The organism is Christiangramia sp. 3-2217-3z (genome assembly GCF_051195275.1).
Classification (GTDB): Bacteria; Bacteroidota; Bacteroidia; order Flavobacteriales; family Flavobacteriaceae; genus Christiangramia; species Christiangramia marina.
On record NZ_JBNJLI010000005.1, the window covers coordinates 58,906 to 83,426 of the forward strand.

27 protein-coding genes are annotated in these 24,521 nt (G+C 39.7%); 12 read left to right on the forward strand and 15 right to left on the reverse strand.

Annotation, left to right across the window (positions count from 1 at the left end):
* Positions 1-149: 149 nt before the first annotated feature.
* The 8 genes from ACSHZO_RS10190 (at position 150) to secA (ending at position 8,765) form a co-directional block, all read left to right on the forward strand.
* A complete protein-coding gene (locus ACSHZO_RS10190; RefSeq protein WP_298247551.1) occupies positions 150-2,024 on the forward strand; it encodes an ABC-F family ATP-binding cassette domain-containing protein in 1,875 nt (624 codons plus the stop codon).
* 56 nt (positions 2,025-2,080) lie between these two features.
* The gene (locus tag ACSHZO_RS10195) at positions 2,081-2,440 is read left to right on the forward strand and encodes a four helix bundle protein (protein ID WP_298247552.1); all 360 of its coding nucleotides are present in this window, start codon (positions 2,081-2,083) and stop codon (positions 2,438-2,440) included.
* Positions 2,441-2,518: 78 nt separating this feature from the next.
* The gene (locus ACSHZO_RS10200; RefSeq protein ID WP_298247553.1) at positions 2,519-3,325 is read left to right on the forward strand and encodes an O-methyltransferase; all 807 of its coding nucleotides are present in this window, start codon (positions 2,519-2,521) and stop codon (positions 3,323-3,325) included.
* A 43-nt stretch (positions 3,326-3,368) separates the two neighbouring features.
* Positions 3,369-4,073 carry an ABC transporter ATP-binding protein gene (locus ACSHZO_RS10205; protein ID WP_298247554.1) on the forward strand — a complete coding sequence of 235 codons (705 nt, stop codon included), beginning with the start codon at positions 3,369-3,371 and terminating at the stop codon, positions 4,071-4,073.
* A gap of 48 nt (positions 4,074-4,121) precedes the next feature.
* Positions 4,122-4,295: a hypothetical protein gene (locus ACSHZO_RS10210; protein ID WP_298247555.1), complete on the forward strand. Its 174-nt coding sequence runs from the start codon at positions 4,122-4,124 to the stop codon at positions 4,293-4,295.
* Positions 4,296-4,374: 79 nt separating this feature from the next.
* Positions 4,375-4,947: a cob(I)yrinic acid a,c-diamide adenosyltransferase gene (locus ACSHZO_RS10215; protein ID WP_298247556.1), complete on the forward strand. Its 573-nt coding sequence runs from the start codon at positions 4,375-4,377 to the stop codon at positions 4,945-4,947.
* Between the two features lie 152 nt (positions 4,948-5,099).
* Positions 5,100-5,321, forward strand: coding sequence for a DUF2795 domain-containing protein (locus ACSHZO_RS10220; protein WP_008272287.1), 222 nt, complete (start codon positions 5,100-5,102; stop codon positions 5,319-5,321).
* A gap of 87 nt (positions 5,322-5,408) precedes the next feature.
* On the forward strand, positions 5,409-8,765 hold the full coding sequence (gene secA, locus ACSHZO_RS10225; RefSeq protein ID WP_298247557.1) for a preprotein translocase subunit SecA: 3,357 nt from the start codon (positions 5,409-5,411) through the stop codon (positions 8,763-8,765).
* Positions 8,766-9,270: 505 nt separating this feature from the next.
* Here the strand turns inward: secA and ACSHZO_RS10230 are convergent.
* Both ACSHZO_RS10230 and ACSHZO_RS10235 read right to left on the reverse strand, forming a co-directional pair.
* Positions 9,271-9,594, reverse strand: coding sequence for a type II toxin-antitoxin system PemK/MazF family toxin (locus ACSHZO_RS10230; RefSeq protein ID WP_298247558.1), 324 nt, complete (start codon positions 9,592-9,594; stop codon positions 9,271-9,273).
* Positions 9,585-9,830, reverse strand: a complete 246-nt coding sequence (locus tag ACSHZO_RS10235; protein WP_298247559.1) for an AbrB/MazE/SpoVT family DNA-binding domain-containing protein — start codon at positions 9,828-9,830, stop codon at positions 9,585-9,587. Before ACSHZO_RS10235 ends, ACSHZO_RS10230 begins: the two co-directional genes overlap by 10 nt.
* A gap of 303 nt (positions 9,831-10,133) precedes the next feature.
* Between ACSHZO_RS10235 and ACSHZO_RS10240 the strand changes: the two genes are divergently transcribed.
* Positions 10,134-10,610: a DUF4199 domain-containing protein gene (locus ACSHZO_RS10240; RefSeq protein ID WP_298247560.1), complete on the forward strand. Its 477-nt coding sequence runs from the start codon at positions 10,134-10,136 to the stop codon at positions 10,608-10,610.
* Positions 10,611-10,642: 32 nt separating this feature from the next.
* On the opposite strand, the gene ACSHZO_RS10245 is transcribed toward ACSHZO_RS10240, so the two are convergent.
* Genes ACSHZO_RS10245 through ACSHZO_RS10260 form a run of 4 tightly spaced genes read right to left on the reverse strand, consistent with a single transcriptional unit; the run spans position 10,643 to position 13,877 of the window.
* Positions 10,643-11,320 carry a peptidoglycan DD-metalloendopeptidase family protein gene (locus tag ACSHZO_RS10245; protein ID WP_298247561.1) on the reverse strand — a complete coding sequence of 226 codons (678 nt, stop codon included), beginning with the start codon at positions 11,318-11,320 and terminating at the stop codon, positions 10,643-10,645.
* 38 nt (positions 11,321-11,358) lie between these two features.
* Positions 11,359-12,759 carry a DUF4097 family beta strand repeat-containing protein gene (locus ACSHZO_RS10250; protein ID WP_298247562.1) on the reverse strand — a complete coding sequence of 467 codons (1,401 nt, stop codon included), beginning with the start codon at positions 12,757-12,759 and terminating at the stop codon, positions 11,359-11,361.
* Entirely contained in the window at positions 12,740-13,348 is a 609-nt protein-coding gene (locus ACSHZO_RS10255) for a hypothetical protein (RefSeq protein WP_298247563.1), read from the reverse strand. Before ACSHZO_RS10255 ends, ACSHZO_RS10250 begins: the two co-directional genes overlap by 20 nt.
* A complete protein-coding gene (locus ACSHZO_RS10260) occupies positions 13,332-13,877 on the reverse strand; it encodes an RNA polymerase sigma factor (RefSeq protein ID WP_298247564.1) in 546 nt (181 codons plus the stop codon). The genes ACSHZO_RS10255 and ACSHZO_RS10260 overlap by 17 nt, the downstream gene beginning before the upstream one ends.
* Positions 13,878-14,048: 171 nt before the next feature.
* On the opposite strand from ACSHZO_RS10260, the gene ACSHZO_RS10265 reads away from it, so the two are divergent.
* Complete coding sequence (locus ACSHZO_RS10265; RefSeq protein ID WP_298247565.1) at positions 14,049-14,648, forward strand: DUF2911 domain-containing protein; 600 nt, start codon at positions 14,049-14,051, stop codon at positions 14,646-14,648.
* Between the two features lie 2 nt (positions 14,649-14,650).
* Here ACSHZO_RS10265 and ACSHZO_RS10270 read toward each other — a convergent pair whose 3' ends face one another.
* The gene (locus ACSHZO_RS10270; RefSeq protein ID WP_141878455.1) at positions 14,651-15,079 is read right to left on the reverse strand and encodes an organic hydroperoxide resistance protein; all 429 of its coding nucleotides are present in this window, start codon (positions 15,077-15,079) and stop codon (positions 14,651-14,653) included.
* Between the two features lie 104 nt (positions 15,080-15,183).
* Here ACSHZO_RS10270 and meaB point away from each other — a divergent pair, with 104 nt between their 5' ends.
* Positions 15,184-16,260, forward strand: a complete 1,077-nt coding sequence (meaB, locus tag ACSHZO_RS10275) for a methylmalonyl Co-A mutase-associated GTPase MeaB (RefSeq protein WP_298247566.1) — start codon at positions 15,184-15,186, stop codon at positions 16,258-16,260.
* Here the strand turns inward: meaB and ACSHZO_RS10280 are convergent.
* The 5 genes from ACSHZO_RS10280 to ACSHZO_RS10300 all read right to left on the reverse strand — a co-directional run bounded on the left by ACSHZO_RS10280 (position 16,257) and on the right by ACSHZO_RS10300 (position 20,849).
* Complete coding sequence (locus ACSHZO_RS10280; protein ID WP_298247567.1) at positions 16,257-16,823, reverse strand: phosphatase PAP2 family protein; 567 nt, start codon at positions 16,821-16,823, stop codon at positions 16,257-16,259. The genes meaB and ACSHZO_RS10280 overlap by 4 nt on opposite strands.
* A complete protein-coding gene (locus ACSHZO_RS10285; RefSeq protein ID WP_298247568.1) occupies positions 16,824-17,054 on the reverse strand; it encodes a hypothetical protein in 231 nt (76 codons plus the stop codon).
* A 3-nt stretch (positions 17,055-17,057) separates the two neighbouring features.
* Positions 17,058-18,422, reverse strand: coding sequence for an MATE family efflux transporter (locus ACSHZO_RS10290; protein ID WP_298247569.1), 1,365 nt, complete (start codon positions 18,420-18,422; stop codon positions 17,058-17,060).
* A 73-nt stretch (positions 18,423-18,495) separates the two neighbouring features.
* Positions 18,496-19,911: a M20/M25/M40 family metallo-hydrolase gene (locus tag ACSHZO_RS10295; protein ID WP_298247570.1), complete on the reverse strand. Its 1,416-nt coding sequence runs from the start codon at positions 19,909-19,911 to the stop codon at positions 18,496-18,498.
* Between the two features lie 56 nt (positions 19,912-19,967).
* A complete protein-coding gene (locus tag ACSHZO_RS10300) occupies positions 19,968-20,849 on the reverse strand; it encodes a PPK2 family polyphosphate kinase (protein ID WP_298247571.1) in 882 nt (293 codons plus the stop codon).
* A gap of 78 nt (positions 20,850-20,927) precedes the next feature.
* Here ACSHZO_RS10300 and ACSHZO_RS10305 point away from each other — a divergent pair, with 78 nt between their 5' ends.
* Entirely contained in the window at positions 20,928-21,533 is a 606-nt protein-coding gene (locus tag ACSHZO_RS10305; RefSeq protein ID WP_298247572.1) for a hypothetical protein, read from the forward strand.
* Here the strand turns inward: ACSHZO_RS10305 and ACSHZO_RS10310 are convergent.
* The 3 genes from ACSHZO_RS10310 to ACSHZO_RS10320 are packed head-to-tail and all read right to left on the reverse strand — an operon-like array spanning position 21,530 to position 24,520.
* Positions 21,530-22,696: a sigma-54-dependent transcriptional regulator gene (locus ACSHZO_RS10310; RefSeq protein WP_141878463.1), complete on the reverse strand. Its 1,167-nt coding sequence runs from the start codon at positions 22,694-22,696 to the stop codon at positions 21,530-21,532. The two genes, ACSHZO_RS10305 and ACSHZO_RS10310, sit on opposite strands and share 4 nt — an antisense overlap.
* Entirely contained in the window at positions 22,696-23,595 is a 900-nt protein-coding gene (locus ACSHZO_RS10315) for a DUF6268 family outer membrane beta-barrel protein (protein ID WP_298247573.1), read from the reverse strand. The genes ACSHZO_RS10310 and ACSHZO_RS10315 overlap by 1 nt, the downstream gene beginning before the upstream one ends.
* Positions 23,585-24,520, reverse strand: coding sequence for a mechanosensitive ion channel family protein (locus ACSHZO_RS10320; RefSeq protein WP_298247574.1), 936 nt, complete (start codon positions 24,518-24,520; stop codon positions 23,585-23,587). The genes ACSHZO_RS10315 and ACSHZO_RS10320 overlap by 11 nt, the downstream gene beginning before the upstream one ends.
* Position 24,521 lies beyond the last annotated feature (1 nt).

Genomic DNA, 24,521 nt, shown 5'->3' on the forward strand with positions numbered 1-24,521 from the left:
TTCATTCCCATCCTGAGCTTGTCGAAGGATGAGCAACGACAATCAAACCAACAAAATAATTATCCATTTTCAACTATCCATAGCCAATTGTCATTTGCCTATCGTACTTTTGAGGCTCTAACGGACAACATAGAACCGATAACAATAATATGAATTACCTTTCAGTAGAAAATGTTGCGAAATCTTATGGCGAACGTGTTCTCTTTGAACAAATTAGCTTCGGAATAAATAAAGATCAGAAAGTTGGTTTTGTTGCCAAGAATGGAACAGGAAAAACCAGTTTATTAAATATCCTCTCCGGAACCGATTCCCCAGATGATGGACAGGTGATCTATCGTAATGACATTCGCGTTGCTTTTCTTTCCCAGGAACCTGATCTTGATCCTGAACTTACCATCGAGCAAAGTATCTTTTCGAGTGAGAATCCGACCCTGAAAGTTGTAGCTCAATACGAAAAAGCGATGGAAAATCCTGAAGACTCTGATGCTCTTCAGAAAGCGATGGATGCCATGGAAGCCAATAATGCCTGGGATTTTGAAACCGAATTCAAACAAATACTTTTCAAGTTAAATCTTGAAGATCTACAGGCTGTCGTAAAAAACCTTTCCGGAGGACAAAAGAAACGCCTCGCCCTAGCCAGAATGCTTCTTAAAAAACCTGACTTTATCATCCTTGATGAACCTACCAACCACTTGGATCTGGACATGATCGAATGGCTGGAAGAATATTTCAGAAAGCAGGATTTCACCATTTTTATGGTGACTCACGACCGTTACTTTCTGGAGCGCGTTTGCAACGAAATCGTGGAGCTGGAAGATGGCAAATTATATACCTATAAAGGAAACTATTCCTATTATCTGGATAAAAAAGAAGAACGACATCAACAGGAAGCTACCAATACAGACAAGGCTCAGCAGTTATATAAAAAGGAACTGGAGTGGATGCGTCGGCAGCCTAAAGCGCGTACTACCAAGTCCAAATCTCGAATAGAGGATTTCCATGAAATCAAACATCGTGCGGGACAACGCCGGCAAGATCATAAGGTTCAGCTGGAACTCAATATGGAACGTCTGGGCACCAAGATTGTGGAGATCCACAATATTTCCAAGGAACTCGGTGGAAAGCAATTAATGGAAGCCTTCAGTTATAACTTCCTTAAAGGTGAACGAATCGGGATCATAGGTAAAAATGGTACCGGGAAATCTACATTTCTAAACATGCTTACGGGAGGTCTTGAACCGGATACCGGGAAGATCGTTATTGGTGAAACCGTAAAATTTGGATACTATACTCAGAAAGGTATTAAGATCAAACCGGGACAGAAAGTAATCGAAGTGATCAAAGAGTTTGGAGATTATATTCCACTTAAAAAGGGCCGACAGATCTCTGCGGAACAATTGCTGGAACGTTTCCTTTTCAGCAGAAAAAAGCAATACGACTTTGTTGAAAAGCTGAGTGGTGGTGAAAAGAAACGTCTTTACTTATGTACTGTTCTTATTCAGAATCCAAATTTCCTGATTCTCGATGAGCCAACCAATGATCTGGACGTTCTTACACTAAATGTTCTTGAAAGCTTCCTGATGGATTTCCCCGGATGTATCATCGTGGTGTCTCACGACCGGTATTTTATGGATAAAATTACCGATCACCTCTTTGTTTTTGAAGGTGGCGGTGCGATCACAGATTTCCCCGGAAACTACACCGACTTCAGAGAATACCAGGCTTCTAAACCTAAAGCTGAAAACGTTCAAATAGAAAAGACTTCTGAAGCTAAGGACAAAAAGGAATTCAAATCCAGTAATTCCGGAGCTTCTCTAACCTATAACGAGAAAAAGGAATACAGTAAACTGGAAAAAGAGATCGCAAAACTGGAGAAGAAGAAAGAGAAAATTCAGCAAAGCTTCCTGGAAGAACTTAGCGCTGAAGAGGTCGCTGAAAGATCTAAAGACCTAAAAAAAATTGAAGACGAAATTGAAACTAAAACCATGCGCTGGTTTGAATTGATGGAGAAGTTGGAGGGGTAGTTTATCTGTTGTCTGTTGTCAGTTGTCTGTTATCTGTTATCTGTTAAAGTATAAAAATGAAAAGTTATAAAGATCTGGATATTTACAATTTGGCATTTGAATATGCTCTGGAAGTACATGCAATTTCTTTAAAACTTCCGAAATTTGAACTTTATGAACAGGGAAGCCAGATTCGGAGATCCTCTAAAAGCATTAAGGATAATATCATTGAAGGCTATGGCCGACGTACTTATAAGCAGGATTTTCTCAAATATTTAATCTATTCTCACGCCTCGTTGCTCGAGTGTTTATCCCAATTAGAAATGATTGATCGCCTCTATGAAATTGAAGGGACAGAAGAACTCAAAGCCAATTATGAAATTCTGGGTGCAAAAATCTATTCATTCATAAAATATGTTGAAAGAGAATGGAAATAGTATTTCTTTCCATTCCCTAATTCTATATTTAGAAACATGAAACACTTAACCTACAACTGAGAACCCATAACCAATTTCATGCTCTTCCAACTCAAATCCTATATAAATTTTCTTTTAAAAAGTCAGAACCAACACGGACTCCACTCCCCTTTTGTTTATGAGCTGGTGACCAGATGTTTTTATGATACATCGGAACATTCGGAATATAAAAGGATCAAAGATTACCGCAATGATCTTCTTCGGAATAGAGAAATTATTGAAGTAGAAGATTTTGGTGCGGGAAGCAGGGTTTTTAGTTCCAATCAAAGACCAGTGCATGCCATTGCCAAAAATGCCGGGATTACCCTATTTCGGGCAAAGTTACTATCCAGGATCGTGAATTATCTGAATATCGAGAATGCTCTGGAACTGGGAACTTCTCTTGGAATAGCTTCCGCAGCCATTACAGCAAACAATTCCACAAAACTTACCACTATAGAAGGTTGCAAAGAAACTGCGAAAATCGCCCGGCAACAATTTCAAAAATTTCATCTCAAAAATGTTGATTTAAGGATTGATAATATTGAAAATGTTGTTTCTGATCTAACTGGTACACTCCGAAACAAGAATATCGAACAGAAAACTTCAGAGAAATTTGACCTTATTTATTTCGACGGCAATCACCAAAAGCAGGCTACACTGGAATACTTCCAGAAGCTATTACCTCTTGCTCACAATGATTCTGTCTTTATTTTTGATGACATCCACTGGTCTGCTGAAATGCAGGAAGCCTGGAAAGAAATAATTGAGCATCCGCAGGTTCGGGTATCGATCGATACTTTTCAATGGGGTTTTATATTCTTCCGAAGTGAACAGGTAAAAGAGCATTTTACGATAAGGGTGTAACAAATTGGTTGAATCGCCGTCAAACAAGCGTAAATTAAAATCCATGAGTAAAGTAATCGAAATTCGCAGCATCACCAGAGATTTTCCTTTAGGTCAGGAAGTCGTAAAAGTTCTAAAAGGTATCGATCTGGATATTGAACGAGGTGAATATGTCGCGATCATGGGACCTTCAGGTTCCGGAAAATCTACTTTAATGAATCTTCTAGGTTGCCTGGATACTCCAACTTCCGGGTCTTACATTCTCAACGGAAAGGATGCCAGTAAGATGAGCGATGACGAACTTGCTGAAATCCGGAATAAAGAAATTGGTTTCGTTTTTCAAACTTTTAATTTACTTCCCAGAACTACAGCTTTAGATAACGTGGCTTTACCAATGGTTTATGCCGGGGCGACAAAATCTCAACGTAAAGAACGTGCTGAGGAAGTACTTCGCAGCGTGGGACTTGGTGACCGGATGGATCATAAACCCAATCAGCTTTCGGGAGGACAGCGACAACGTGTGGCGGTAGGTCGTGCACTGGTTAATAAACCTTCCATCATTCTTGCAGATGAGCCAACTGGAAACCTTGATTCAAAAACTTCCGTAGAGATCATGAACCTTTTTGACGATATTCATGCTGCCGGAAACACTGTAATCCTGGTTACACACGAAGAAGAGATCGCCGAACATGCGCACCGGGTAATCCGCTTAAAAGATGGTAGAATAGAAACCGATGAACGTAAAAGAGTGCATACTCCTACAGTTTAGATCAGATTTTTCAGGTTTTTTGTAAATTTAGATCTCTAAACAACTCTTATGATCGACCTTGATAGGGAAACCTGGCTATACCTCCTCATTATTGTAGCCATTCTCGCATTTTTTCTATGGAATTCCAACCGTAGTAAAAAAATTAAAAAAGAGCGAAAGAACCGAAATTTCAGAAAACGTTATCACGAACGTAAAAGAGAGCAGGAATCTGAAATTCTATAATATTTCTGAATGTTAAGCTATCCGCTTTATTTTTCTTAGCTCCACGAACTTCGTACTTTTATCCTGATAAAAATTTGCAATGAAAATATATACCAAGACCGGGGACAAGGGCTCCACTTCTCTATTTGGAGGAACCAGGGTTCCCAAGCACCATATACGTATTGAAAGCTACGGAACGGTAGACGAATTGAATTCACATATAGGTCTTTTAAGAGATCAGCCAGTCGATAATAACACTAAGCAATTACTTATAGAAATACAGGACAGGTTATTTACTATTGGAGCGGTGCTGGCTACAGATCCTGAAAAGGAGAAACTCAAAAATGGCAAGGATCGTTTGAATATTCCTAAAGTATCTGATGCTGATATTGAAAAACTGGAGCATGCGATCGACCAGATGAATACCGATTTGCCTGAAATGACGCATTTTGTGTTGCCTGGCGGACATCAAAGCGTGTCATTCTGTCACATAGCGCGTTGCGTTTGTCGAAGAGCTGAACGTATATCTACCGCTTTATATGACATCGAACCATTTCAGGATCAGGTTTTGGTCTATTTGAACCGACTTTCAGATTACCTGTTTGTGCTGGCACGGATGTTGTCTCATTCCTTGCAAGCTGAAGAAATTCAATGGATTCCAAAAAAATCCTAAATCAATTAGATTTTCATCATTTTCATTGTGGATAATGCAAATAATGATCGAAATCTTTACGTTCTTATCATTATTGAGTAAATAATAGATTTTTTTCTTGGCTATTAGAGCAAAAAAATTATTTTTGCCAAAATTTAAAACCCGATTAATCAATGTATTGGACTTTAGAATTAGCATCTTATTTAAGTGATGCACCCTGGCCGGCCACCAAAGACGAGTTAATAGACTACGCAATTAGAACAGGAGCACCGCTTGAAGTTGTCGAAAATTTACAGGCAATAGAAGATGAAGGTGATTCATATGATTCTATTGAAGAGATCTGGCCGGATTATCCAACAGATGAAGATTACCTCTGGAATGAGGACGAATATTAAAATATAACACGTAGAAAATAGGGAAAAGTCTCAATCATGAGGCTTTTTTTTTGCGTAAATTTGAACCCCTTAAATAAAAAAACCACTATGAGTTTTTTAAATACCGTATTAAAAGCTTTCGTTGGAGATAAATCCAAGAAAGACGTAAAAGCGATTCAACCCATCGTAGATAAGATCAAGGCTCTTGAGTCTAAGTTCGAAGCGATGAGCCTGGATGAATTGCGTGCAAAAACATCTGAATTTAAAAGTCAGATCTCTGATGCTACTAAAGAAGTTAGAGATAAGATAGAAGCACTAAATAAGGAAGCTGACGAGATTGACGATATCACCCGTAAAGAAGATATCTATGCTGAAGTTGATGCGCTTAAAGATAAATCTTACGAGCTCTCTGAGGCAGTTCTCAACGATATCCTTCCAGAAGCCTTTGCAGTTGTTAAAGAGACCGCGAAACGCTTCTGTAATAATACGCAACTAAAGGTTCAGGCCTCTGCTTACGATAGAGAACTTTCCGCAGAGAAAGATTATGTAAATCTTGAAGGTGATCACGCGATCTGGAACAACTCATGGGATGCAGCCGGAAAGCCGGTAACCTGGGATATGATCCACTACGATGTTCAGCTTATTGGTGGTGTAGCCATGCACCAGGGAAAAATTGCAGAGATGCACACCGGGGAAGGTAAAACCCTTGTGGCAACTTTACCAGTTTACCTGAATGCTCTTACCGGAAACGGAGTGCACCTGGTGACCGTAAACGACTACCTGGCCAAACGTGATAGCGCGTGGATGGCCCCAATCTTTCAGTTTCACGGATTAAGTGTAGACTGTATCGATTATCACCGTCCAAACTCTGCCGCGCGTAGAAAAGCTTATAATGCTGATGTTACCTACGGAACCAACAATGAATTCGGTTTTGATTACCTGAGAGATAATATGTCTCATTCTCCTGATGATCTGGTACAACGCCCGCATAACTATGCGATCGTGGATGAGGTGGATTCAGTATTAATTGATGATGCGCGTACTCCATTGATCATTTCTGGTCCCGTACCTAAAGGTGATACGCATGAGTTTATGGAACTGAAACCTGCGATTGCCAATATCGTGGAAGTTCAGCGTAAATATCTAGTAAAAGTACTTGCTGAAGCTAAGAAACTGATCAAGGAAGGTGATACCAAAGAAGGTGGTTTCCAACTATTGAGAGTTTATCGTGGTCTTCCGAAGAATAAAGCATTGATCAAATTCCTTAGTGAAGAGGGTGTAAAGCAATTATTGCAGAAGACCGAGAATCACTATATGCAGGATAATAATCGTGAAATGCCGAAGGTGGACGCCGAGCTGTATTTTACGATCGAAGAGAAAAGCAATCAGATCGATCTTACCGATAAAGGGATTGAATTTCTTTCCGGAGAAAATGATCCTGACTTTTTCGTGATGCCTGAAATTGGAATGGAGATCGCAAAAATTGAAAAGGAAGGTCTTTCTGCCGAAGAAGAAGCTGAAAAGAAAGAAGAATTATTCAGAGAATATTCAGTAAAAAGTGAACGTATTCATACGCTTCGCCAGTTACTAAAATCATATACCCTGTTCGAAAAAGATACAGAGTACGTGGTGATGGATAACAAAGTGAAGATCGTAGATGAGCAAACCGGTCGTATTATGGATGGTCGTCGTTATAGTGACGGACTCCACCAGGCGATCGAGGCCAAGGAAAACGTGAAGATCGAAGATGCGACACAAACCTTTGCTACGGTAACCCTTCAGAACTACTTTAGAATGTACCGCAAACTTTCGGGGATGACTGGTACCGCGGTAACTGAGGCAGGTGAATTCTGGGAGATCTACGAACTTGATGTGGTGGAAATTCCAACCAACCGACCTATTGCCAGAAATGATAAAGAAGATTTGGTTTATAAGACCAAACGTGAAAAATATAATGCGGTGATCGATCATGTAACCGATCTTTCGAATGCGGGCAGACCGGTACTTATTGGTACGACTTCCGTAGAAATTTCGGAACTACTCAGCCGTATGCTCAAACTTCGAAATGTGCCTCACAACGTATTGAACGCGAAACGTCACAAGCAGGAGGCCGATATTGTTGCTGAAGCTGGTAATGCTGGTATCGTAACCATCGCCACTAACATGGCGGGTCGTGGTACCGATATTAAACTGAGTAAGGAAGTGAAGGAAGCTGGCGGTCTGGCGATTGTTGGTACCGAGCGTCATGATTCGAGACGTGTGGACAGGCAGTTACGTGGTCGTGCCGGTAGACAGGGTGACCCGGGTAGTTCACAATTCTATGTATCTCTTGAAGATAACCTGATGAGATTATTTGGTTCTGAAAGAATCGCCAAACTTATGGACCGTATGGGTCTGGAAGAAGGTGAAGTTATTCAGCATTCCATGATCTCCAAGTCTATCGAGCGTGCTCAGAAGAAAGTAGAGGAAAATAACTTCGGAGTTCGTAAGCGTTTGCTGGAATATGATGATGTAATGAACGCTCAGCGTGAGGTAATTTACAAACGTCGTTACCATGCTCTATTCGGAGACAGGTTACGTGTGGATCTTGCCAATATGATCTTTGATATTTCTGAAAATATTGCTGAAACCAATAAAGGAGCTGAAGATTATAAGAACTTTGAATTCGAACTTATCAGGAATTTCTCTATGAGTTCTCCTGTTTCTGAAGAAGAGTTCAAGAAAATGACCCCTCAGAAGCTAGCTGGTGAGGTTTATAAAGCTGCTTACATACATTATGACACCAAGATGGCTCATAATGCTGAACGTGCATTCCCTGTGATCAAACAGGTTCACGAAGATGAGCGAAATAACTTCGAGCGTATTTCTGTTCCTTTTACAGATGGTACGAAAACATTGAGCGTGGTTACCAATCTTCAGAAAGCTTATGAAACTGAAGGAAAGCAATTAATTAAAGATTTCGAAAAGAATATCACTCTCGCAATCATTGATGAAGCCTGGAAAACTCACTTAAGAAAAATGGATGAGTTGAAGCAAAGTGTTCAGTTGGCTGTACATGAGCAGAAGGATCCATTGCTTATTTATAAGTTTGAAGCTTTTGAACTTTTTAAAGCTATGCTGGAAACCGTAAACCGTGATGTGATGTCTTTCCTATTTAAAGGAGAGATTCCAACGGCGAGCGTTCCTAATATTCAGGAAGCAAGGCAGGTTCAGCAGAAAGATAAAGTTGAAACCAAGAAGGAAGAGATCCCTAACATGGACGAACGCGCTGCTCAAAGCCGCGCGGTTGGTAATACTCAGCGTAAACCTGAGATCACTGAAACCATCACCAGAGACCGACCTAAAATTGGTAGAAACGATAAGGTTACTTTGAAGAACGTCTTAAGTGGTGAAACTAAAGACATGAAGTTCAAACAAGCAATTCCACTCTTAGATAAAGGAGACTGGGTTCTTGTAGACGAATAGAACCTGTTCTTATATATAAATAAAGCCTGATGTTTTACTTCAGGCTTTTTTTATGCCTCTGTATCATTGAGCTTCTCCATACCTGGGTTTTTAAAAACAGTGTAAGTGAGACTGCACTTCGACAGGCTCAGTGCTTCATACTGCTGATACAAAACGTTTGCTTTGGAGAGTGTTGCCATCCAGAACCTTTCAAAGGCTGGATTATAAGAGCGCAATGGCGATCCCAAGGCTGTCGAAGACCAGATTATAAAAATGCTATTACCATCCTGAGCCTGTCGAAGGATGAGCAAATAGTAGGCTGAACTGAATTAGAACCAATACGTAGAAAACTTTCATGATAACTAGCCGGAGATTATCGAAGGCTGGAGTTATCAGTTATGATTAGCAGAAGTTGCGGCATAAGGAACATTGATATGTCTTATTAGTTGTTTTCATTCCTAGTTTCTCAAACCACAGATCTTCCGCCAGCCTCAATTTTAAGATAAATGTGTGTAAGTATAAATAATTAGTCCACGAATGTTTCTTTAAGCACCTCTTTACACTTTTTAATTTCCGAATTGGATAATGATTCAAAGATTTTTACAATTCTTTGTTTATCAATTGTTCTAATCTGGTCAATTGCAATCATTCCTTTTTTTCCATGCGATTTTACCGCAATTCTAGTAGGATATTTTTTGGTATTAGTTGTCATTGGAGCAACAATTATTGTTCTTAAGTATTTATTCATCTCATCTGGAGAAATGATTAAACAAGGTCGGGTTTTCTTAATTTCACTTCCAACTGTAGGATCCAGATTAACTAAAACAATATCGTATTGATTTAAATCCATTCATCAAAGTTTTCATCATCAAACACATCTTTCATCAAAAGCTGATCATCCTCATTTATGGCCATTTTTTTAAATTTCTCTTCCCAATCTTTTCTTGGTGAATCAATTGGTCGAAGTATTATTTGACCTTTTTCTAGAATGAGCTCTACCTTATCTTTTATCTGATATTTTTCAAGAATTGTTTTGCTTAGACGAAGTCCTTTTGAATTACCAATCTGTATGATTGAAGTTTCCATAATTTTCAATTTTTGTAAATACAAAGTTATTACTTTAAATTAGACTTTAAAATTAGATTTTCTTATTTTAAGTATGACTATAGTAAAATTCAATTCATATTAAGCCGCAGAGTGTTCCAGGATAGTACTGCTTTAATAGAGCTAACTAAGGTAGCCTAACGATTATCTCAGTTACACGCTATTATTGAAAGAGCACTCTCCAAAAAACGAGTCAGTTACCCTTCTTAGCATAAAATTTTAAAACAGGTCTCAGAATTCCCATCATGAATTTTTTTAGTAATTTTAACAAAATAAATCATCAGCATGAAACGCTTTGCGATCGAAATTAAATGGGGAATAATTTTTAGCGTAGTATCTCTATTATGGATGTACCTGGAAAAATCCCTGGGGTGGCATGATGAACTCATCGCCAAACATGCGATCTACACTAATTTCTTTGGAATTGTAGCGATCGTAATTTACGTACTGGCCTTGCTGGATAAAAGAAAGAATTTTTTTAAAGGTAAGATGAACTGGTCTCAGGGATTCATTTCTGGAATCGTGGTGAGCATCGTCGTGGCAATCCTAACTCCGTTGGCGCAGTATATAACCCATGCCTTTATTACTCCGGAATATTTTCCGAATATCATAGATCATGCTGTTGAAAGAGGGAGTATGACTCGTGAAGCTGCGGAAGAATATTTTAATCTTACTTCCTATATACTTCAGTCGTTCTTCTTTGCGCTAGTCGTAGGAGTCGTGACCTCAGCCGTTGTTGCACTGTTCGTCCGAAAAAAATAGTTTACTTAGCATATATTTCCGAAGAGAAAGTTCTAAATTTTCAATAATAGATTAGGATCAGGACAGTTCTGTAAATAACCTTCTAGCTCTTCTTTTCGAACCACACCTGGATAATCTGCTATCTTGCCCTGCATATCTTTGATGACCTGAAAATGCAAATGTGGCGCATAATCACCATTTTCGGCGTAATCTCCGAGTTCAGCAATTTTATCACCTTTTTCGAATTGCATTCCTGTTTCCAGATTAACCAGAGAAGCGCGGGATAAATGTCCGTACAAGGTATAGAATGACTGACCATCAAGCTGATGCTCTAAAATAATCGTAGGTCCATAATCTCCAAAATTGGAGTTGTCCTGAAAGCCATGAACTTTTCCATCCAATGGTGTTATAATATCTGAATAAGCAGGAACCCATACATCCAGCCCTATATGAATATTCCTATTCGAACTCGAATGATTGAACAATTCGCTTCGATTATACAAAGTTCTTAGTTCATTGTAACCACCATAGGCAGCTTTAGCCGATCGGTTTCTCAGATATTCATCTATAAAAACCGAAAAAGCGGCAGATGATGCCACTTCCAGTTTCAGCAGATCCCTGCTATTTTGTGAAAGATCAATATATTCATAATCTTCCTGTGCATACTCTCCTCCTATTACCGGGGTAAATTCTGAAGTAAGACCTTTAATAAATTCCGAAAATTCCATCATTGCATTCAGCTTAGTAAGCCAAATGTAAGGGCTTGATCTTAATTTATCAATACATCGCTATAATTTGCCTTGATCGTGATATTACCGCTTCCATCTTTTGATTTGAAGTAACCATTCAGCATCTCGTTATCATAGGATTTTGTTGATTTTAGCTTCATGCCGGATGGGTGCTTAATATTGCTTTGCATTCCATTAAAACTGAAATTAAAAGCAGTTTCAGGAACACTGAGTTCCAGATCGCTATTTTCCAGACTAATATTAAGTTCCTGAAATCCTGAACCAAGGTTTTTGATGTCCAGCTTTCCAAAGCTACCACTAAGCACGCCTGTTTTTTGGAGTTCATTGATGACCACATCGCTACTATTCGATTCCAGTTTGATACTCACCGCCTTGTCTATTTTACAATTCTTCACAAATTCTGTAGTTAGCACTCCATAATCCCAGTGAGCGACTTTCACCGGTGAGTACGCTGCCTTTACCCTTGTATCTTTTCCGGTGAGTCTATTGGCTGAAAGTCGACTGTGAGACAGATCGGCTTTCAGATTTTTGACTGTACTTCCAAGTTTTAGCTCACCATGACGAACGTTCAGTTCCAGTTTTGCATCCTTCGGAACTTTGATCCTGATCGTTTTCTGATTTTTTGATGAATTGCTACTATTTCCAGTAAACACATGTCCACCATTGGCTTCCATATTAGCTTCGAACTGTTTTCCGAAATTTTCTCCCCAGGCTTCCATTTTCTTACCGAATTTTTCACCCCATGCTTCCATATCTTTTTCGAAATCCTTGCCCCAGGCCTCCATCTTTACTTCATATTCTTTTTCCCATTCTTCAGAATTCTTCTCGACTTCAGCAGCCCACTTGTCCATTTTCGCTTCGTATTCCTTACCAAACTTCTTGTCCATTTTAGACTCCCATTTCTTAAGGTACTTGTCACCGTCTTTTTTATAAGCGCTATAATCGAATTTCATTTCTTCCATATCATCGGCAAAACCTTCCGGTAACGGATTTTGTGCAATATTAGCAAGCAAAGGTCCCACAAGTTCATTCATCATAGGTTGCAGCATTTCAGGCAGCATAGACAATGGCTCTTCAAGTCCTGAAAGGTCCAGGTCAAGATTCATGTTCATATTCGTGTTACCTCTTCCACTGGATTTGATCTTTACACGATCACCATTTTTAGAGGTTTTTACCTCCCAGTTTTCCAGCAATTCTTTCGTAGCTTTTCTGTTACCGGAATTTCCGTCCAGATAGGCTTCTACGGCAACCTCGTTCTTATCCCAGTTCTCTACAATGATATTGGTATACCTGGAATCCAGTTCCACGGTCACATTGGCTGAAGTTTTATAGGAATTCTTCAGTTTACTTGTTTGAGCAAACGATCCTGCCGTGATAAAGAGCAGCATCAAAAACATAAATTTATGCTTGATAGTTTTCATTTTTAAGGTCTTTTGATTGTTCGATTTCATCTAATTTGTTCTTCAATTTCTTCAGAAGATCCAGTCGAAGCTGTAAGTTCGCGATCATAGCTTCCACTGTTTCCTCATTCAAACCGGTCTCTTGAATTTCCGCATTAAGTGCGATATATTCATCATTCAGAGTTTCCAGTTTTCTCATAAATGCATCTATAAGTTCTTTATTTCCTGGCGTCATGTCCAGTTTAGCCAATTGTATATTTAAACTGGCCATATAATAATCTTCGATCTTTTTAAACTCAGGGGAGACATCGCTCAGCCTATAGTCGGTTCCGGTAACTTCTTCTTTTTCTGCTTTTTCTTCGGAAGGAGTTTCCACTATCTGCGGTGAGTTCACTGTTTCAGCTTCGTTATTACTGAAGTATAAGAATGCTCCCACAGCAAGAGCGATCATAAGTCCTGCGGCTATCTGAAGGAAATGAAAATTGTTCTTCTTTTTCTCCACTGGCATAGCCCTATTCAATCGATCTTCAAAACGTTGCTGGTGCCCTGACTGAAGTTGGTGTTCCTGTTCCGGCTTCTCCTGAAACATCCTCCTAATATCCTGTCCCATGATTTAAGTATTTTAATTCTTCCTGCAATTTCTTTTTTCCTCTATGCACCAGAGTTCTGGATGCAACCTGGGTAATATCCAGGATTTCGCTTATTTCTTCATGATCGTAACCTTCCACTAAAAACAACATTAAAGGATACCTGTATTTTTCGGGTAACTCCTGCATTTTCAATTTTACTTCTTCTATCCCGATCCCGTTATCTATCTGCCAGTCATTCTCTTCTTCTACGGTGCCAAGTGTTTGCTCATTTATGGTTACCAGTTCCATTTTTCTTGCCTTGAGTTTGTCCAGACATTTATTGATCACGATCTTCTTCAACCAGGCACCAAAAGTGACCTCGCCATTGAATTGATGTAACTTAGAGAAAGCTTTAATAAATGCTTCCTGCATGGCATCCTCGGCTTCCATCGTATCCTTCATAAATCTCAACGCCACATAGTACATCCCGTCACAATATTTGTTGTACAGCTTCAACTGTGCCCTACGGCTGTTGTTTTGGCAAGCTTCTATTAGCTTATGCTGTATCAATTTAATTGGTATTTGATGGGTTAGTTCATTCTAAAGACGAACCATGAATGTCTGCGTTGCAAAAATTCCGAAATTTATTTTACAATCGCTCTATATTCTTACATTTAAAGCGATTAGCTTAAGTAAACCTTATGGCAGGTTTATTGGATATGTTTTAATAAATGCTAGAAAATGAACAGTAAATTAAAAACAGGCTTGAGTATTGCCGGAGGATTGATCGTCGCTGGTTTACTTACCATGCTTATAATGAGATATACTACGAAAGCTCATAGCCCTGAGGATGTTGCTACCTATAAGCAAAACGGGATAGAACTGGAAGTCTTTTACAACCGGCCTTACAGGAAAGATCGTGAGATCTTTGGTGAACTTGTACCTTATAATGAAGTCTGGCGAACCGGCGCTAACGAAGCAACAACTTTTGAAACCACTTCAGATATTCTCGTGGATGGAAGTCTTTTGAAGGCTGGAAAATATACGCTCTGGAGCATTCCGAAGCAGGATAGCTGGAAAGTGATCTTCAACGATCAAATGTATCCATGGGGAATAAATATGGATAAGAAGGCTTATAGAGATCCACAATTTGATGCTCTGGTACTGGAGAGACCGGTTGAGAAATCTGCTGGAATTACCGAGCAATTCACTATTTCCTTTGAAGAAGCCGGCGATTTTGTTTCCATGGAACTTGTTTGGGATCAGGTTAAAATAGAGATCCCTATAAAAAAAGAAGAGACGCCTACAGGCGCCTCAACTAATTCTATTATATCTGGATGATATTAATCTTCGTCCAGCATCAGGTTTAGAGTAACATCAATGTTATCTCTGGTTGCTCTAGAATAAGGACAAACTTCGTGAGCTTCATTTACCAGCTTTTCACCAGTTTCTACATCAACTCCCGGAATGTAAGTATCCAGAATTGCAGAAAGCTGAAGATTTCCAGAATCTGTCTGACCCAGTTTTACTGTAGCTGTCACGCTATAATCTCCAAGATCGATCTTGTGTTGTTTGGCAACATGTTCCAAAGCACTACCATAACAAGCGGAATATCCCGCTGCAAATAATTGTTCCGGGTTAGAATAGTCTCCACCTTCACCACCTAGGCTTTTAGGTTTTCTCAATTCCATATCCAGTATACCATCTTCACTACGAGTATGCCCGTTACGACCTCCCTGAGTAGTGACTGTAGTTTTATACAAATTCTTCATTGCGTAAAATAATTTAAGTAATTTAGTTTTCTCCAATATACCAAGCATTTAAAGATGCCTGAAAAACCTAGTCATAATTTTCTCATAAAAATTACCGCTTCATTTTGAACGAACATCAGCATAAGTCTGCGCTAAGCGAATCTCAAAGCAATAATTCCTCAGGAAATGTTAGTGCTGAATCTGCCCAAAGAATAAGAGATTCCCGCCGCAATAAATCTTCGGAAAAATCTTTACTGAAAGATTTGCTGGAAGGGAACAAGACTGCTTTGGGAAGAAGTATTACTCTGGTCGAAAGCAATCAACTGAAGCATAAAGAAATGGCTGAAGCGATCGTGGAAGGAGCATTGCCTCACGCCAAGAAATCGATTCGCGTTGGAATTACCGGAGTTCCCGGAGTTGGAAAAAGTACTTTCATTGAAAGTTTTGGCTCCTATCTTATTGAACAGGGAAAAAAGGTTGCGGTCCTGGCAGTGGATCCCAGTAGCTCCGTATCTCACGGAAGTATCCTGGGAGATAAAACCCGAATGGAGAAACTGGTCACTCAAAAAAATGCCTTTATACGTCCTTCTCCAAGCGGAGATTCTTTAGGTGGTGTCGCTCGAAAAACCAGGGAGAGCATTCTGCTTTGTGAAGCAGCAGGCTTTGATGTCGTTCTTATTGAAACTGTTGGTGTTGGACAGAGTGAAACTACAGTTCATAGTATGACCGACTTCTTTTTACTTCTAAAACTGGCTGGTGCTGGTGATGAATTACAGGGAATTAAACGCGGCATCGTGGAAATGGCAGATGCTATCGTGATCAATAAAGCTGATGGCGAGAATCAGAAAGCTGCCCGTGAAGCAAGACTTGAATTTAAACGTGCGCTTCAACTGTACCCTCCAAAACCGAGTGAGTGGAAACCACAGGTACAGTTAATTAGTGCTTTATACGAAAAGGGCATTTCAGAAGTATGGGAAATGATTACTGAATTTAAAAGTTCCACCGACAAAAACGGTCATTTCGAACACAACAGGCAGGAACAGAATAAGTTCTGGTTGTTTCAGAGTATTAACGATCACCTGAAAAGTCAGTTCTACAATGATCCTAAGGTTAAAATAGAACTTGAAAAGCAACTCAGATTAATCGAAGAAAATAAAACTACTGCTTTCACTGCCGCCCGGGCATTGCTGAAATTATCCTAGTCCTTCAGAAACTTCAGAAAAAGATATTTCCTTAGTGCATGGAATAATAATCCAAAACTTATTCCTATCAAAATACCGGTAATAACATCTCCCGGATAATGTACACCCAGGTAGATCCGGCTATACGAAACTACAAGAGCCCAGATACTCAATAATAAAAGCATTTTTGGATACGCTCTTCGGAATAAAAGTCCGAGAAAAACAGCCACTCCAGTTGAATTTGCAGCATGAGCAGAGAAATAACCAAACCTGCCACAACGTTCTGCAACATACCTGGCGTATTCCATGACTCCTACCTGCCGGCATGGTCTGGGTCTTTCAAATCCATGTTTAAACAAATTTGCCAGCTGATCTGTAGCCGTGATAAGCAGTGTTACCACCACCATCGTTAACAGCGTGGCTTTCCAGCCGAATTTTCTAAATATCAAATACAGCAATAGCGCATATAACGGAATCGCCATCCATTTATCACTAATCGCGATCCAGAGCCAGTCCCACTCTTCTGCACCCAGGTTATTGAGATACAGGAAAAGTTCTTTGTCCAGGGATACTAATTTCTCCATTTAGCTCTCTTCGTACCTGCTTACTTCGCGGTCATAAAATTCAGAAGCATCTTTAATAATGCCTTCCATTTCACCAGATAATTCCTTTTCATCCTCTTTATCAAATTCTTCCAGCCATTCTACTTCATCGTCTTTAAGATCGATAACAAAGCGTGGGAATTCGGTATGTACCACAAAAATAGATTCAGGATAATCGGTATTATCACCTAATATGAACTTTGGTAATTCCATAGTTTATGTGTTTAATTTTGCTTCTTTAGTTCTAATCAATTTTCGGCTTAGATAATTAAAACGGAAATATAACATAATTGCTGAAGCCGTTAATCCGGCCAGTAAACCAAGCCAGATTCCCATACTACCTAGCCTTTCTGGCTGGCCGTAATAGAAACTCACCGGAAAGCCGATGATCCAGTAAGCGATGAAACAGAATACTGTGGGGATCTTAACGTCCTGCAATCCTCTTAAAGCGCCAAGGATCACCACCTGTATGCCATCGCTCAATTGAAATAAGGCTGCTATCACCAGTAATTGTGCGGCAAGTGAGATCACTTCAGCATTGTCTATATAAAATGTTGGTAAAATATCCTTCAGCAGTACAAATAAGAGTGCGAATACAGCCTCAATAAGGAAAACCAAAAGGAAGATCGATATTCCTATTCGTCTTAATTCGCGGTATTTTTTAAGCCCTACCTGATTGCCGACTCTAATAGTTGCCGTTACGCCCAAACCAACCGCGATCATAAAGGTCATACTTGCCAGATTGAGAGCGATCTGATTTGCAGCCTGCGGATTCGTTCCCAGATTTCCAGCCAGAATGATCGTCCCGGTAAAGATGGCCACTTCGAAAAGCATTTGTAAAGCTGTTGGGAAACCAAGGGATAACAATCTTTTAAAAATGCTCCATTTCAGCATTTCCTTTTTAGACCATTTAAAGTACTCGGCAAATTTGGATTTCCTGCGAAGGATCTCCCATACGAACCAGAGCATAAAAAATCTTGAAATCAGAGTTCCCCAGGCAGCTCCTTCAAGCTCCAGACGTGGAAAGATCCAGATCCCATAAATAAGTATATAGTTGAAAATAACGTTCACCACATTCGCCAGTAAGGTCGCATACATCGCATACCTGGTTTGTGAGAGTCCGTCTGCAAATTGTTTAAAAGCCTGGAAGGCCATTAATGGCAACATGGAAAGAGCCACAATATTAAGGTACGGAATAGCCAGATCTACTACCTCTGGTGGTTGATCAAGGTAATACAGCAGAGGTTTTGCGATAAGCAGAATGATAAATAAGAACAAGCCATTCAGCGTACAGAGAATAAGACCATGATGGAAATAACTTCGACCACCTTCTACATCATTAGCACCATCGGTTTCAGCAATGAGCGGAGTTATAGCAAAACTAAAACCTATCCCCAGAGACATGGCTATAAAAACCAGGGCATTTCCCAGGGAAACTGCAGCCAGTGGAGCGGCACCCAATCTCCCGATCATCAAATTATCAACAAGGCCTACCATTACATGCCCTAACTGCCCGAGCATCACCGGGTAAGCGATGTTCAGGTTTTTACCGAATTCTTTCGTATAAGCTGATAATTGCAAATCTTGAATTTAAGTTTGCAAAGGTAGAGCCTTTAAATATCTTTTAAAGAAATGACCTTAAATAATTCTCTTTCTACTTCTTTAATTGCGGTGTATTGGATATAGATTCCAGTCCATATTTATCAACAAGATAAACCAGGGAAGCCATCGTTGCCGCACCTAATTCCAGTTCTCTTTTATTCACCGCATCAAAAGTATCGTTCGCGGCATGGTGATAATCGAAATAGCGTTGAGAATCTGGTCTTAATCCAGCAAGCACCGTATCGCCACCTTCAAGCGGACCAATATCAGCTCCACCACTTCCTTTTTCAAAATAATGGATCAGGTATGGTTCAAAAAGTGGCTTCCAGGATAATACTTTATTGAACTGAGAATCGCTCGCATTAAAAGTAAATCCTCTTGGAGTAAATCCTCCCGAATCACTTTCAAGTGCAAAAACATGATCTTCATCTTTTTCCTTTGCAACCTCAGCATATTTATTTCCACCACGAAGACCATTTTCTTCATTCATGAACAATACAACACGTAGCGTTTTTTTAGGTTGATACCCGGTTTCTTTCAGTAATCTAAGAACTTCCATAGATTGCACAACTCCTGCGCCGTCATCATGAGCACCATCTCCAAGATCCCAGGAATCAAGGTGACCACCTACTACCATAATCTCATTTGGAGTTTCAGAACCAGTAATTTCACCAATTACATTATACGACTGCACATCTGGAAAGTTCTTGCAATTCATTTTAAAATAGACCTGCAGGTCGTTCTGAATTTTTAGCATACTGCTGAGATATGCGGCATCGTTGGTAGAAATTGCGGCCGCCGGAATCTTTTGATCTTCTGATAACTCACCATAACTCATAGAACCAGTATGTGGCAAATCGTCCATTCGAAGGTTCATAGAACGTACGATAACACCAACAGCTCCATATTTTGCTGCTTCCTCAGCCCCAGAATAACGTTGATCCACACAACCACCATAAGCTTCAAACGTAAGTATATGGTCTGCTCGCATAGGTCGGTTATAGAAAACGATCTTTCCTTTTATTTGTTCCTCCCCGTATTCTTTTAATTGCTCCAATCCCTGTACTTCTATCACCTGTGCTTTCGTACCACCTTCAGCCGTAGCAATAGAACCACCAAGAGCCGTAATATTTACGTTGCGAGTATCGCCAGGACCGGTTTGCACATAAGCAAATTCCCGTTCTCCACGAGTCCACTTTGGAACCATTACCGGTTGTAACCATACTTTGTCCAGACCTAAATTCTCCAGTTCCTTTTTGGTGTATTCCACCGCCTGTTCAGCATTAAAAGAACCAGATAAACGACCACCTATTTGATTCGAAAGATGATCCAGCCACTCATAGCTTTTTCCATTTAGCAGCGACATGTCATAGATCTTCCTGATATTTAGAGAATCTGAAGATTGCGCGATCATTGCTGAATGAATTCCGAAGAAAAACAGCGCCAGGGTACAAAGTAATTTTTTCATTAAATGGGATTTGGTCGCAAATTAAAAGAATTTAAACAGTTCAAAAACTGAAGCTGCTATTTTTCAGCATTTAATTCTTCTTTGTATTGATCTAAATTTTCCAGGATTTCCGGAGCAAGTTCCGGCTCCTGCACCTCCTTATATTTCGCAAGCTCATCATTCAGTATCTTTGCAACCAGGTATCTTGCCGTTGGTTTGTCATCTGCCGGGATGATGTACCATGGTGCATTTTCCGTAGAAGTCTTATTGATCGCGGCTTCATAACAATCCTGGTATTTGTCCCAGAGTTTTCTTTCCTTAAGATCACCCGGAGAAAATTTCCAGTTCTTGCTGGGCTTATTCAGCCTTCTTAATAAACGGTTACGTTGCTCATCCTTGGAAAGGTGCAGGAAAAATTTAAAAATGATCGTTCCATTCTGGGCAATATGATCTTCAAAATTACGGATCTGCTCAAAACGTTGATCCCAGAAATTTTCATCTATATCTTCAACGCTGTTGATGCCAGGAATATTTTCATTCATGATATACCCGGGATGGACTCTTGTCACAAGCACATTTTCGTAATGAGTTCTATTGAATACGCCGAATTTACCACGTTCGGGCAAAGCGATATAATGGCGCCACAAATAGTCATGCTTTAGCTCCTTGTGAGAAGGTGTTTTGAAACTGTGCACCACAACTCCCCTACTATTGAAATCTTTAAAAACCTCCCTGATCAAACTGTCCTTTCCCGCAGTATCCATTCCCTGCAGGCAAACCAGCACGCTATATTTATGGTGTGCATAAAGTACATCCTGCCAGTCGCCGAGCTCCTTTCGTACATCTTTAAGTTCGTCTTTAATTTTATCTTCTGAAGCGTCCATCTCTATCTTTGTAGGCTTCTCTTTCAGATTAATATTACCGGTCACTTTGAGCTGGGTATGGTCTATTTTCTTCATAAGATTATTAAATGAACCACTAAAGATACAATCTTTATAAAAGTTAATTTTTTTATCTTCGCCACAAATTCATTCGGCTTGGACAAATTAGAGAGAAAAGATATCATCGATAAGGTCACTACACTTTTAAAAGAGATCCCTTCTTCTATGGATGTCGTTAAAAATGATGAAAATCGTGACCAAAGATTCAGGTATCTCGCTACGCATATGGTAGATAAGGCAATTGAGAAAGATGCACTTATCGTTTCTGAAAATCGCCAGGGTATCGCCATTCTTTTCAAAACCAGTAAGAAGGACAATAATATTTGGAAAGATCTATGGTCACAGCTTAAGCTGGTTGCTAATGTAACTGGAGTCAAAAATGCGCTGGACATTCTCAAGACTCAGAAGTATATTAAGAATCAACGTCCTCAGGAAGGTGAATATCTATACTGTTGGTTCTGGGGAATTTTAAAGGAATACCGAGGTGCAGATACTCAGGTAGGTAAGGAAATGAAGGATGTTTTCTTTAGAACTGCCCATGATACCGGTCTGGAATTATATGCAGAAACCCGCGGTAGAACGAATGCTATCGTTTACCAACGGGTTGGTTTTGATCTTTTTCATGAGTGGGACCACCCAAGTGGAGACACCATGTATTTCCTTAAATACGATCCTAAAAAGCCTAGAAATAAAAGACCTTAGAACCTGCTTCCGAAGAGCTCCACGTCTTCCCTGGTAATTTCCTTACCACCAAGAATAATGAGCCTTTCCACCACATTTCTAAGTTCTCGTACATTTCCACGCCATTCACTTTGCTTTAGCATTTCGATAGCTTCTGAAGTGAATTCTTTCTTATTAGTGCCCTGTTCTGTAGCGATCTTTTCACTAAAATGTTCTACCAGAAGCGGGATATCGTCTTTTCTATTCTTTAGAGCAGGAACTTCTATGAGTATCACAGCGAGACGATGATAAAGGTCTTCTCTAAAATTATTTTCCTCAATCTCTTTTTTAAGATCTTTGTTTGTGGCCGCAACTACTCTAACATCTACTTTGATATCCTTGTCACTTCCAACCCTCGAAATTCTACTTTCCTGAAGCGCTCTTAGCACCTTGGCCTGAGCAGACATGCTCATATCCCCGATCTCATCCAGAAATATAGTTCCCTTATTGGCCGCTTCAAATTTCCCGGCTCTATCTTTATTTGCTGAAGTAAATGCTCCTTTTACATGTCCGAATAGTTCACTTTCGATCAATTCTGAAGGAATTGCAGCACAGTTTACCTCGATCATAGGACCTTTAGAGCGATCACTCTTCTGGTGCAACCAGTGCGCAACAAGTTCCTTTCCTGTTCCATTTGGACCGGTAATAAGTACCCTTGCATCGGTATGAGCCACCTTTTCAATCATACCTTTGATTCTGCTGATTTCTTCAGAATCACCGATCATTTCATAATTCTTACTCACCTTTTTCTTAAGGCGGGTATTTTCTACAACCAGTTCCTTGCGATCAAGTGCATTTCGAACAGTATTAAGCAAACGATTAAGATCTGGTGGTTTTGAGATATAGTCAAAAGCTCCGGCCTTCATGGTATTTACAGCGGTATCAAGATCACCATGTCCAGAGATCATTACAACAGGGATTTCTGGCTTGATCTTTTTAGTCGCTTCAAGTACTTCCACACCATCCATTTTCGGCATTTTGATGTCACAAAGAATCAAGTCAAAATCTTCATTTTTCACCAGTTCCATTCCTGCAAGTCCGTCTTCAGCTTCGGTTACATGATAATCCTTGCTTTCTTCACTCAGTATTTTGTTCAGCACTCGTCTTATGCTAGCTTCGTCTTCTATCAGTAATATTTTTGCCATTAGAATATTGTAAATTTTATTCCGCTTCTCGCGTAAAATGTGTTTGTTTCATTGATGGTGTACAGATCGTCGCGATCTGCATCACGCAACCTGATATCGTTCAATAACGTATGTCCGCCATAAATGTATAGCTTCAAATGGTCGGTAATACTATATTGATAACCTAAACCACTCAGTAATATTGTCATGGAGATACTTTCTGCCTTTGGTCTATCATTAAAAACCAATGGCTGCGTATCAATATTGCTTTGAATGTTCGCAAAAAATCCATCCAGTGTAACGAAGGCTTGTAATTCGCTATTTTCGCTAAAATGATATTTCATGTTGGTCTTCGGAATTCCGACCGTATATGACCAGTTTTCTGCCCATTTTCTATAGTAGCTCACGATGGGCAATGGAAATGGAAATCCGGTAGTCGTGCTATATCGTAACCCAAGAATAAGTCTCCACGGAATTTCCACCTCTTCCTTATCTCTAATCCTTACAAAGAATACTGAACCAGTGTAGATAAGATCATCTGCTAATATGGTATTTTCAGAAAAATTTGAGGCTATCTTTAATCCTCCTTCAGCACCAAATCTCCAGTCATTACCAAATTTAAAAGTGTAACCCAAAGATCCGGTAAAAGACTGGAACCTATCAAGATCTGTTGTTTGAAATCCTGTAGGATCTTCAAATTTGAAATTAACGTTCCTGTATTCTACGCTCGGCACCAGGTAAGCACCATCTTTCTTCAAAGCAATTGGATAGGCTACCTGTGCTCTAAACCTTCGGAAAGAGTTATCTGAATTTTTCTGCGGAAAATAAGTGTATTCGATCCTGGCAAGATCAGCTGTCTGGGCATTCAGAAATGAAAAACCCAGTAAACATATGATCAAAATCCAGGACTTATGCATCATTCTCTATGGTTTGATCATTAGGAATCTTATTCCCTGGCGGATAAAACATATGTACATCGCGCTGTGGGAACGGAATGGTAATATTATTCAATCTAAACTTATCATTGATCTTGAATCTCAATTCACTCTTCACCTTAGGGTCTACAAAACTGTCTGACACATAAAAATGTAACGCAAACATTAAAGCGGAATCTCCAAAATCTTCAAAAAGAACGAATGGCTCAGGCTTCTTTAAAATACCTTTCTGCTCCTTTGCGCATTCCAGCAGGATCGTTCTAACTTTCTCAACATCGCTTCCATAGGCAACTCCCACTTTAACCGATTCCCGGGTAGTTTTATGATTCTGAGTATAGTTATATACTGTATCGCTTATAAACTTATGGTTTGGGATGATCATTACTTTATCATCTCTCGTAAGCGCCCTGGTAGTTCTAAGTTTAATTTCGAATACCCTTGCCACGCGGCCATCCATTTCTATAATATCTCCAACCAGAAGTGATTTATCCAGAATGATAAAAATTCCACCAATAACATCCTGAAATAATTCCTGTAATGCCAGACCAAGTCCAACAAATAATGCGGCAGAAGCTGTTAGTAAGATAGTAACATCTACACCTGTGGAGCTTAAAGTGATCAGGATCACCGCTAGATATACGAAGTATTTGATGAATTTAAAGACGCTTATAAACTTAAGCTTGTCTTCGTCCATCAACTTTGAGGTGATAAAAGATCGAATTAATCGTAATGCCACACTGGTCAATAGAAAGGACAGGATGACAATAATGACCATTCCAACGGTGATCTTTATATCATCGCCTCCTATCTGATAACTGAATCCGGCATTCCAGAAATCTTGGATCAAACCCCAGATATCTTCCTCAATTACTTCTGTAACTTTTTCTTTTGTAGATTGATCGTCCTGCATT

Excerpts from the sequence above, each read along its gene's own strand:
- ACSHZO_RS10190 (WP_298247551.1), top strand. The coding sequence starts at position 150 with ATGAATTACCTTTCAGTAGAAAATGTTGCGAAATCTTATGGCGAACGT.
- ACSHZO_RS10195 (WP_298247552.1), top strand. The coding sequence starts at position 2,081 with ATGAAAAGTTATAAAGATCTGGATATTTACAATTTGGCATTTGAATAT.
- ACSHZO_RS10200 (WP_298247553.1), top strand. The coding sequence starts at position 2,519 with ATGCTCTTCCAACTCAAATCCTATATAAATTTTCTTTTAAAAAGTCAG.
- ACSHZO_RS10205 (WP_298247554.1), top strand. The coding sequence starts at position 3,369 with ATGAGTAAAGTAATCGAAATTCGCAGCATCACCAGAGATTTTCCTTTA.
- ACSHZO_RS10210 (WP_298247555.1), top strand. The coding sequence starts at position 4,122 with ATGATCGACCTTGATAGGGAAACCTGGCTATACCTCCTCATTATTGTA.
- ACSHZO_RS10215 (WP_298247556.1), top strand. The coding sequence starts at position 4,375 with ATGAAAATATATACCAAGACCGGGGACAAGGGCTCCACTTCTCTATTT.
- ACSHZO_RS10220 (WP_008272287.1), top strand. The coding sequence starts at position 5,100 with ATGTATTGGACTTTAGAATTAGCATCTTATTTAAGTGATGCACCCTGG.
- secA (WP_298247557.1), top strand. The coding sequence starts at position 5,409 with ATGAGTTTTTTAAATACCGTATTAAAAGCTTTCGTTGGAGATAAATCC.
- ACSHZO_RS10230 (WP_298247558.1), bottom strand. The coding sequence starts at position 9,594 with ATGGATTTAAATCAATACGATATTGTTTTAGTTAATCTGGATCCTACA.
- ACSHZO_RS10235 (WP_298247559.1), bottom strand. The coding sequence starts at position 9,830 with ATGGAAACTTCAATCATACAGATTGGTAATTCAAAAGGACTTCGTCTA.
- ACSHZO_RS10240 (WP_298247560.1), top strand. The coding sequence starts at position 10,134 with ATGAAACGCTTTGCGATCGAAATTAAATGGGGAATAATTTTTAGCGTA.
- ACSHZO_RS10245 (WP_298247561.1), bottom strand. The coding sequence starts at position 11,320 with ATGATGGAATTTTCGGAATTTATTAAAGGTCTTACTTCAGAATTTACC.
- ACSHZO_RS10250 (WP_298247562.1), bottom strand. The coding sequence starts at position 12,759 with ATGAAAACTATCAAGCATAAATTTATGTTTTTGATGCTGCTCTTTATC.
- ACSHZO_RS10255 (WP_298247563.1), bottom strand. The coding sequence starts at position 13,348 with ATGGGACAGGATATTAGGAGGATGTTTCAGGAGAAGCCGGAACAGGAA.
- ACSHZO_RS10265 (WP_298247565.1), top strand. The coding sequence starts at position 14,049 with ATGAACAGTAAATTAAAAACAGGCTTGAGTATTGCCGGAGGATTGATC.
- ACSHZO_RS10270 (WP_141878455.1), bottom strand. The coding sequence starts at position 15,079 with ATGAAGAATTTGTATAAAACTACAGTCACTACTCAGGGAGGTCGTAAC.
- ACSHZO_RS10280 (WP_298247567.1), bottom strand. The coding sequence starts at position 16,823 with ATGGAGAAATTAGTATCCCTGGACAAAGAACTTTTCCTGTATCTCAAT.
- ACSHZO_RS10285 (WP_298247568.1), bottom strand. The coding sequence starts at position 17,054 with ATGGAATTACCAAAGTTCATATTAGGTGATAATACCGATTATCCTGAA.
- ACSHZO_RS10295 (WP_298247570.1), bottom strand. The coding sequence starts at position 19,911 with ATGAAAAAATTACTTTGTACCCTGGCGCTGTTTTTCTTCGGAATTCAT.
- ACSHZO_RS10300 (WP_298247571.1), bottom strand. The coding sequence starts at position 20,849 with ATGAAGAAAATAGACCATACCCAGCTCAAAGTGACCGGTAATATTAAT.
- ACSHZO_RS10310 (WP_141878463.1), bottom strand. The coding sequence starts at position 22,696 with ATGGCAAAAATATTACTGATAGAAGACGAAGCTAGCATAAGACGAGTG.
- ACSHZO_RS10315 (WP_298247573.1), bottom strand. The coding sequence starts at position 23,595 with ATGATGCATAAGTCCTGGATTTTGATCATATGTTTACTGGGTTTTTCA.
- ACSHZO_RS10320 (WP_298247574.1), bottom strand. The coding sequence starts at position 24,520 with ATGCAGGACGATCAATCTACAAAAGAAAAAGTTACAGAAGTAATTGAG.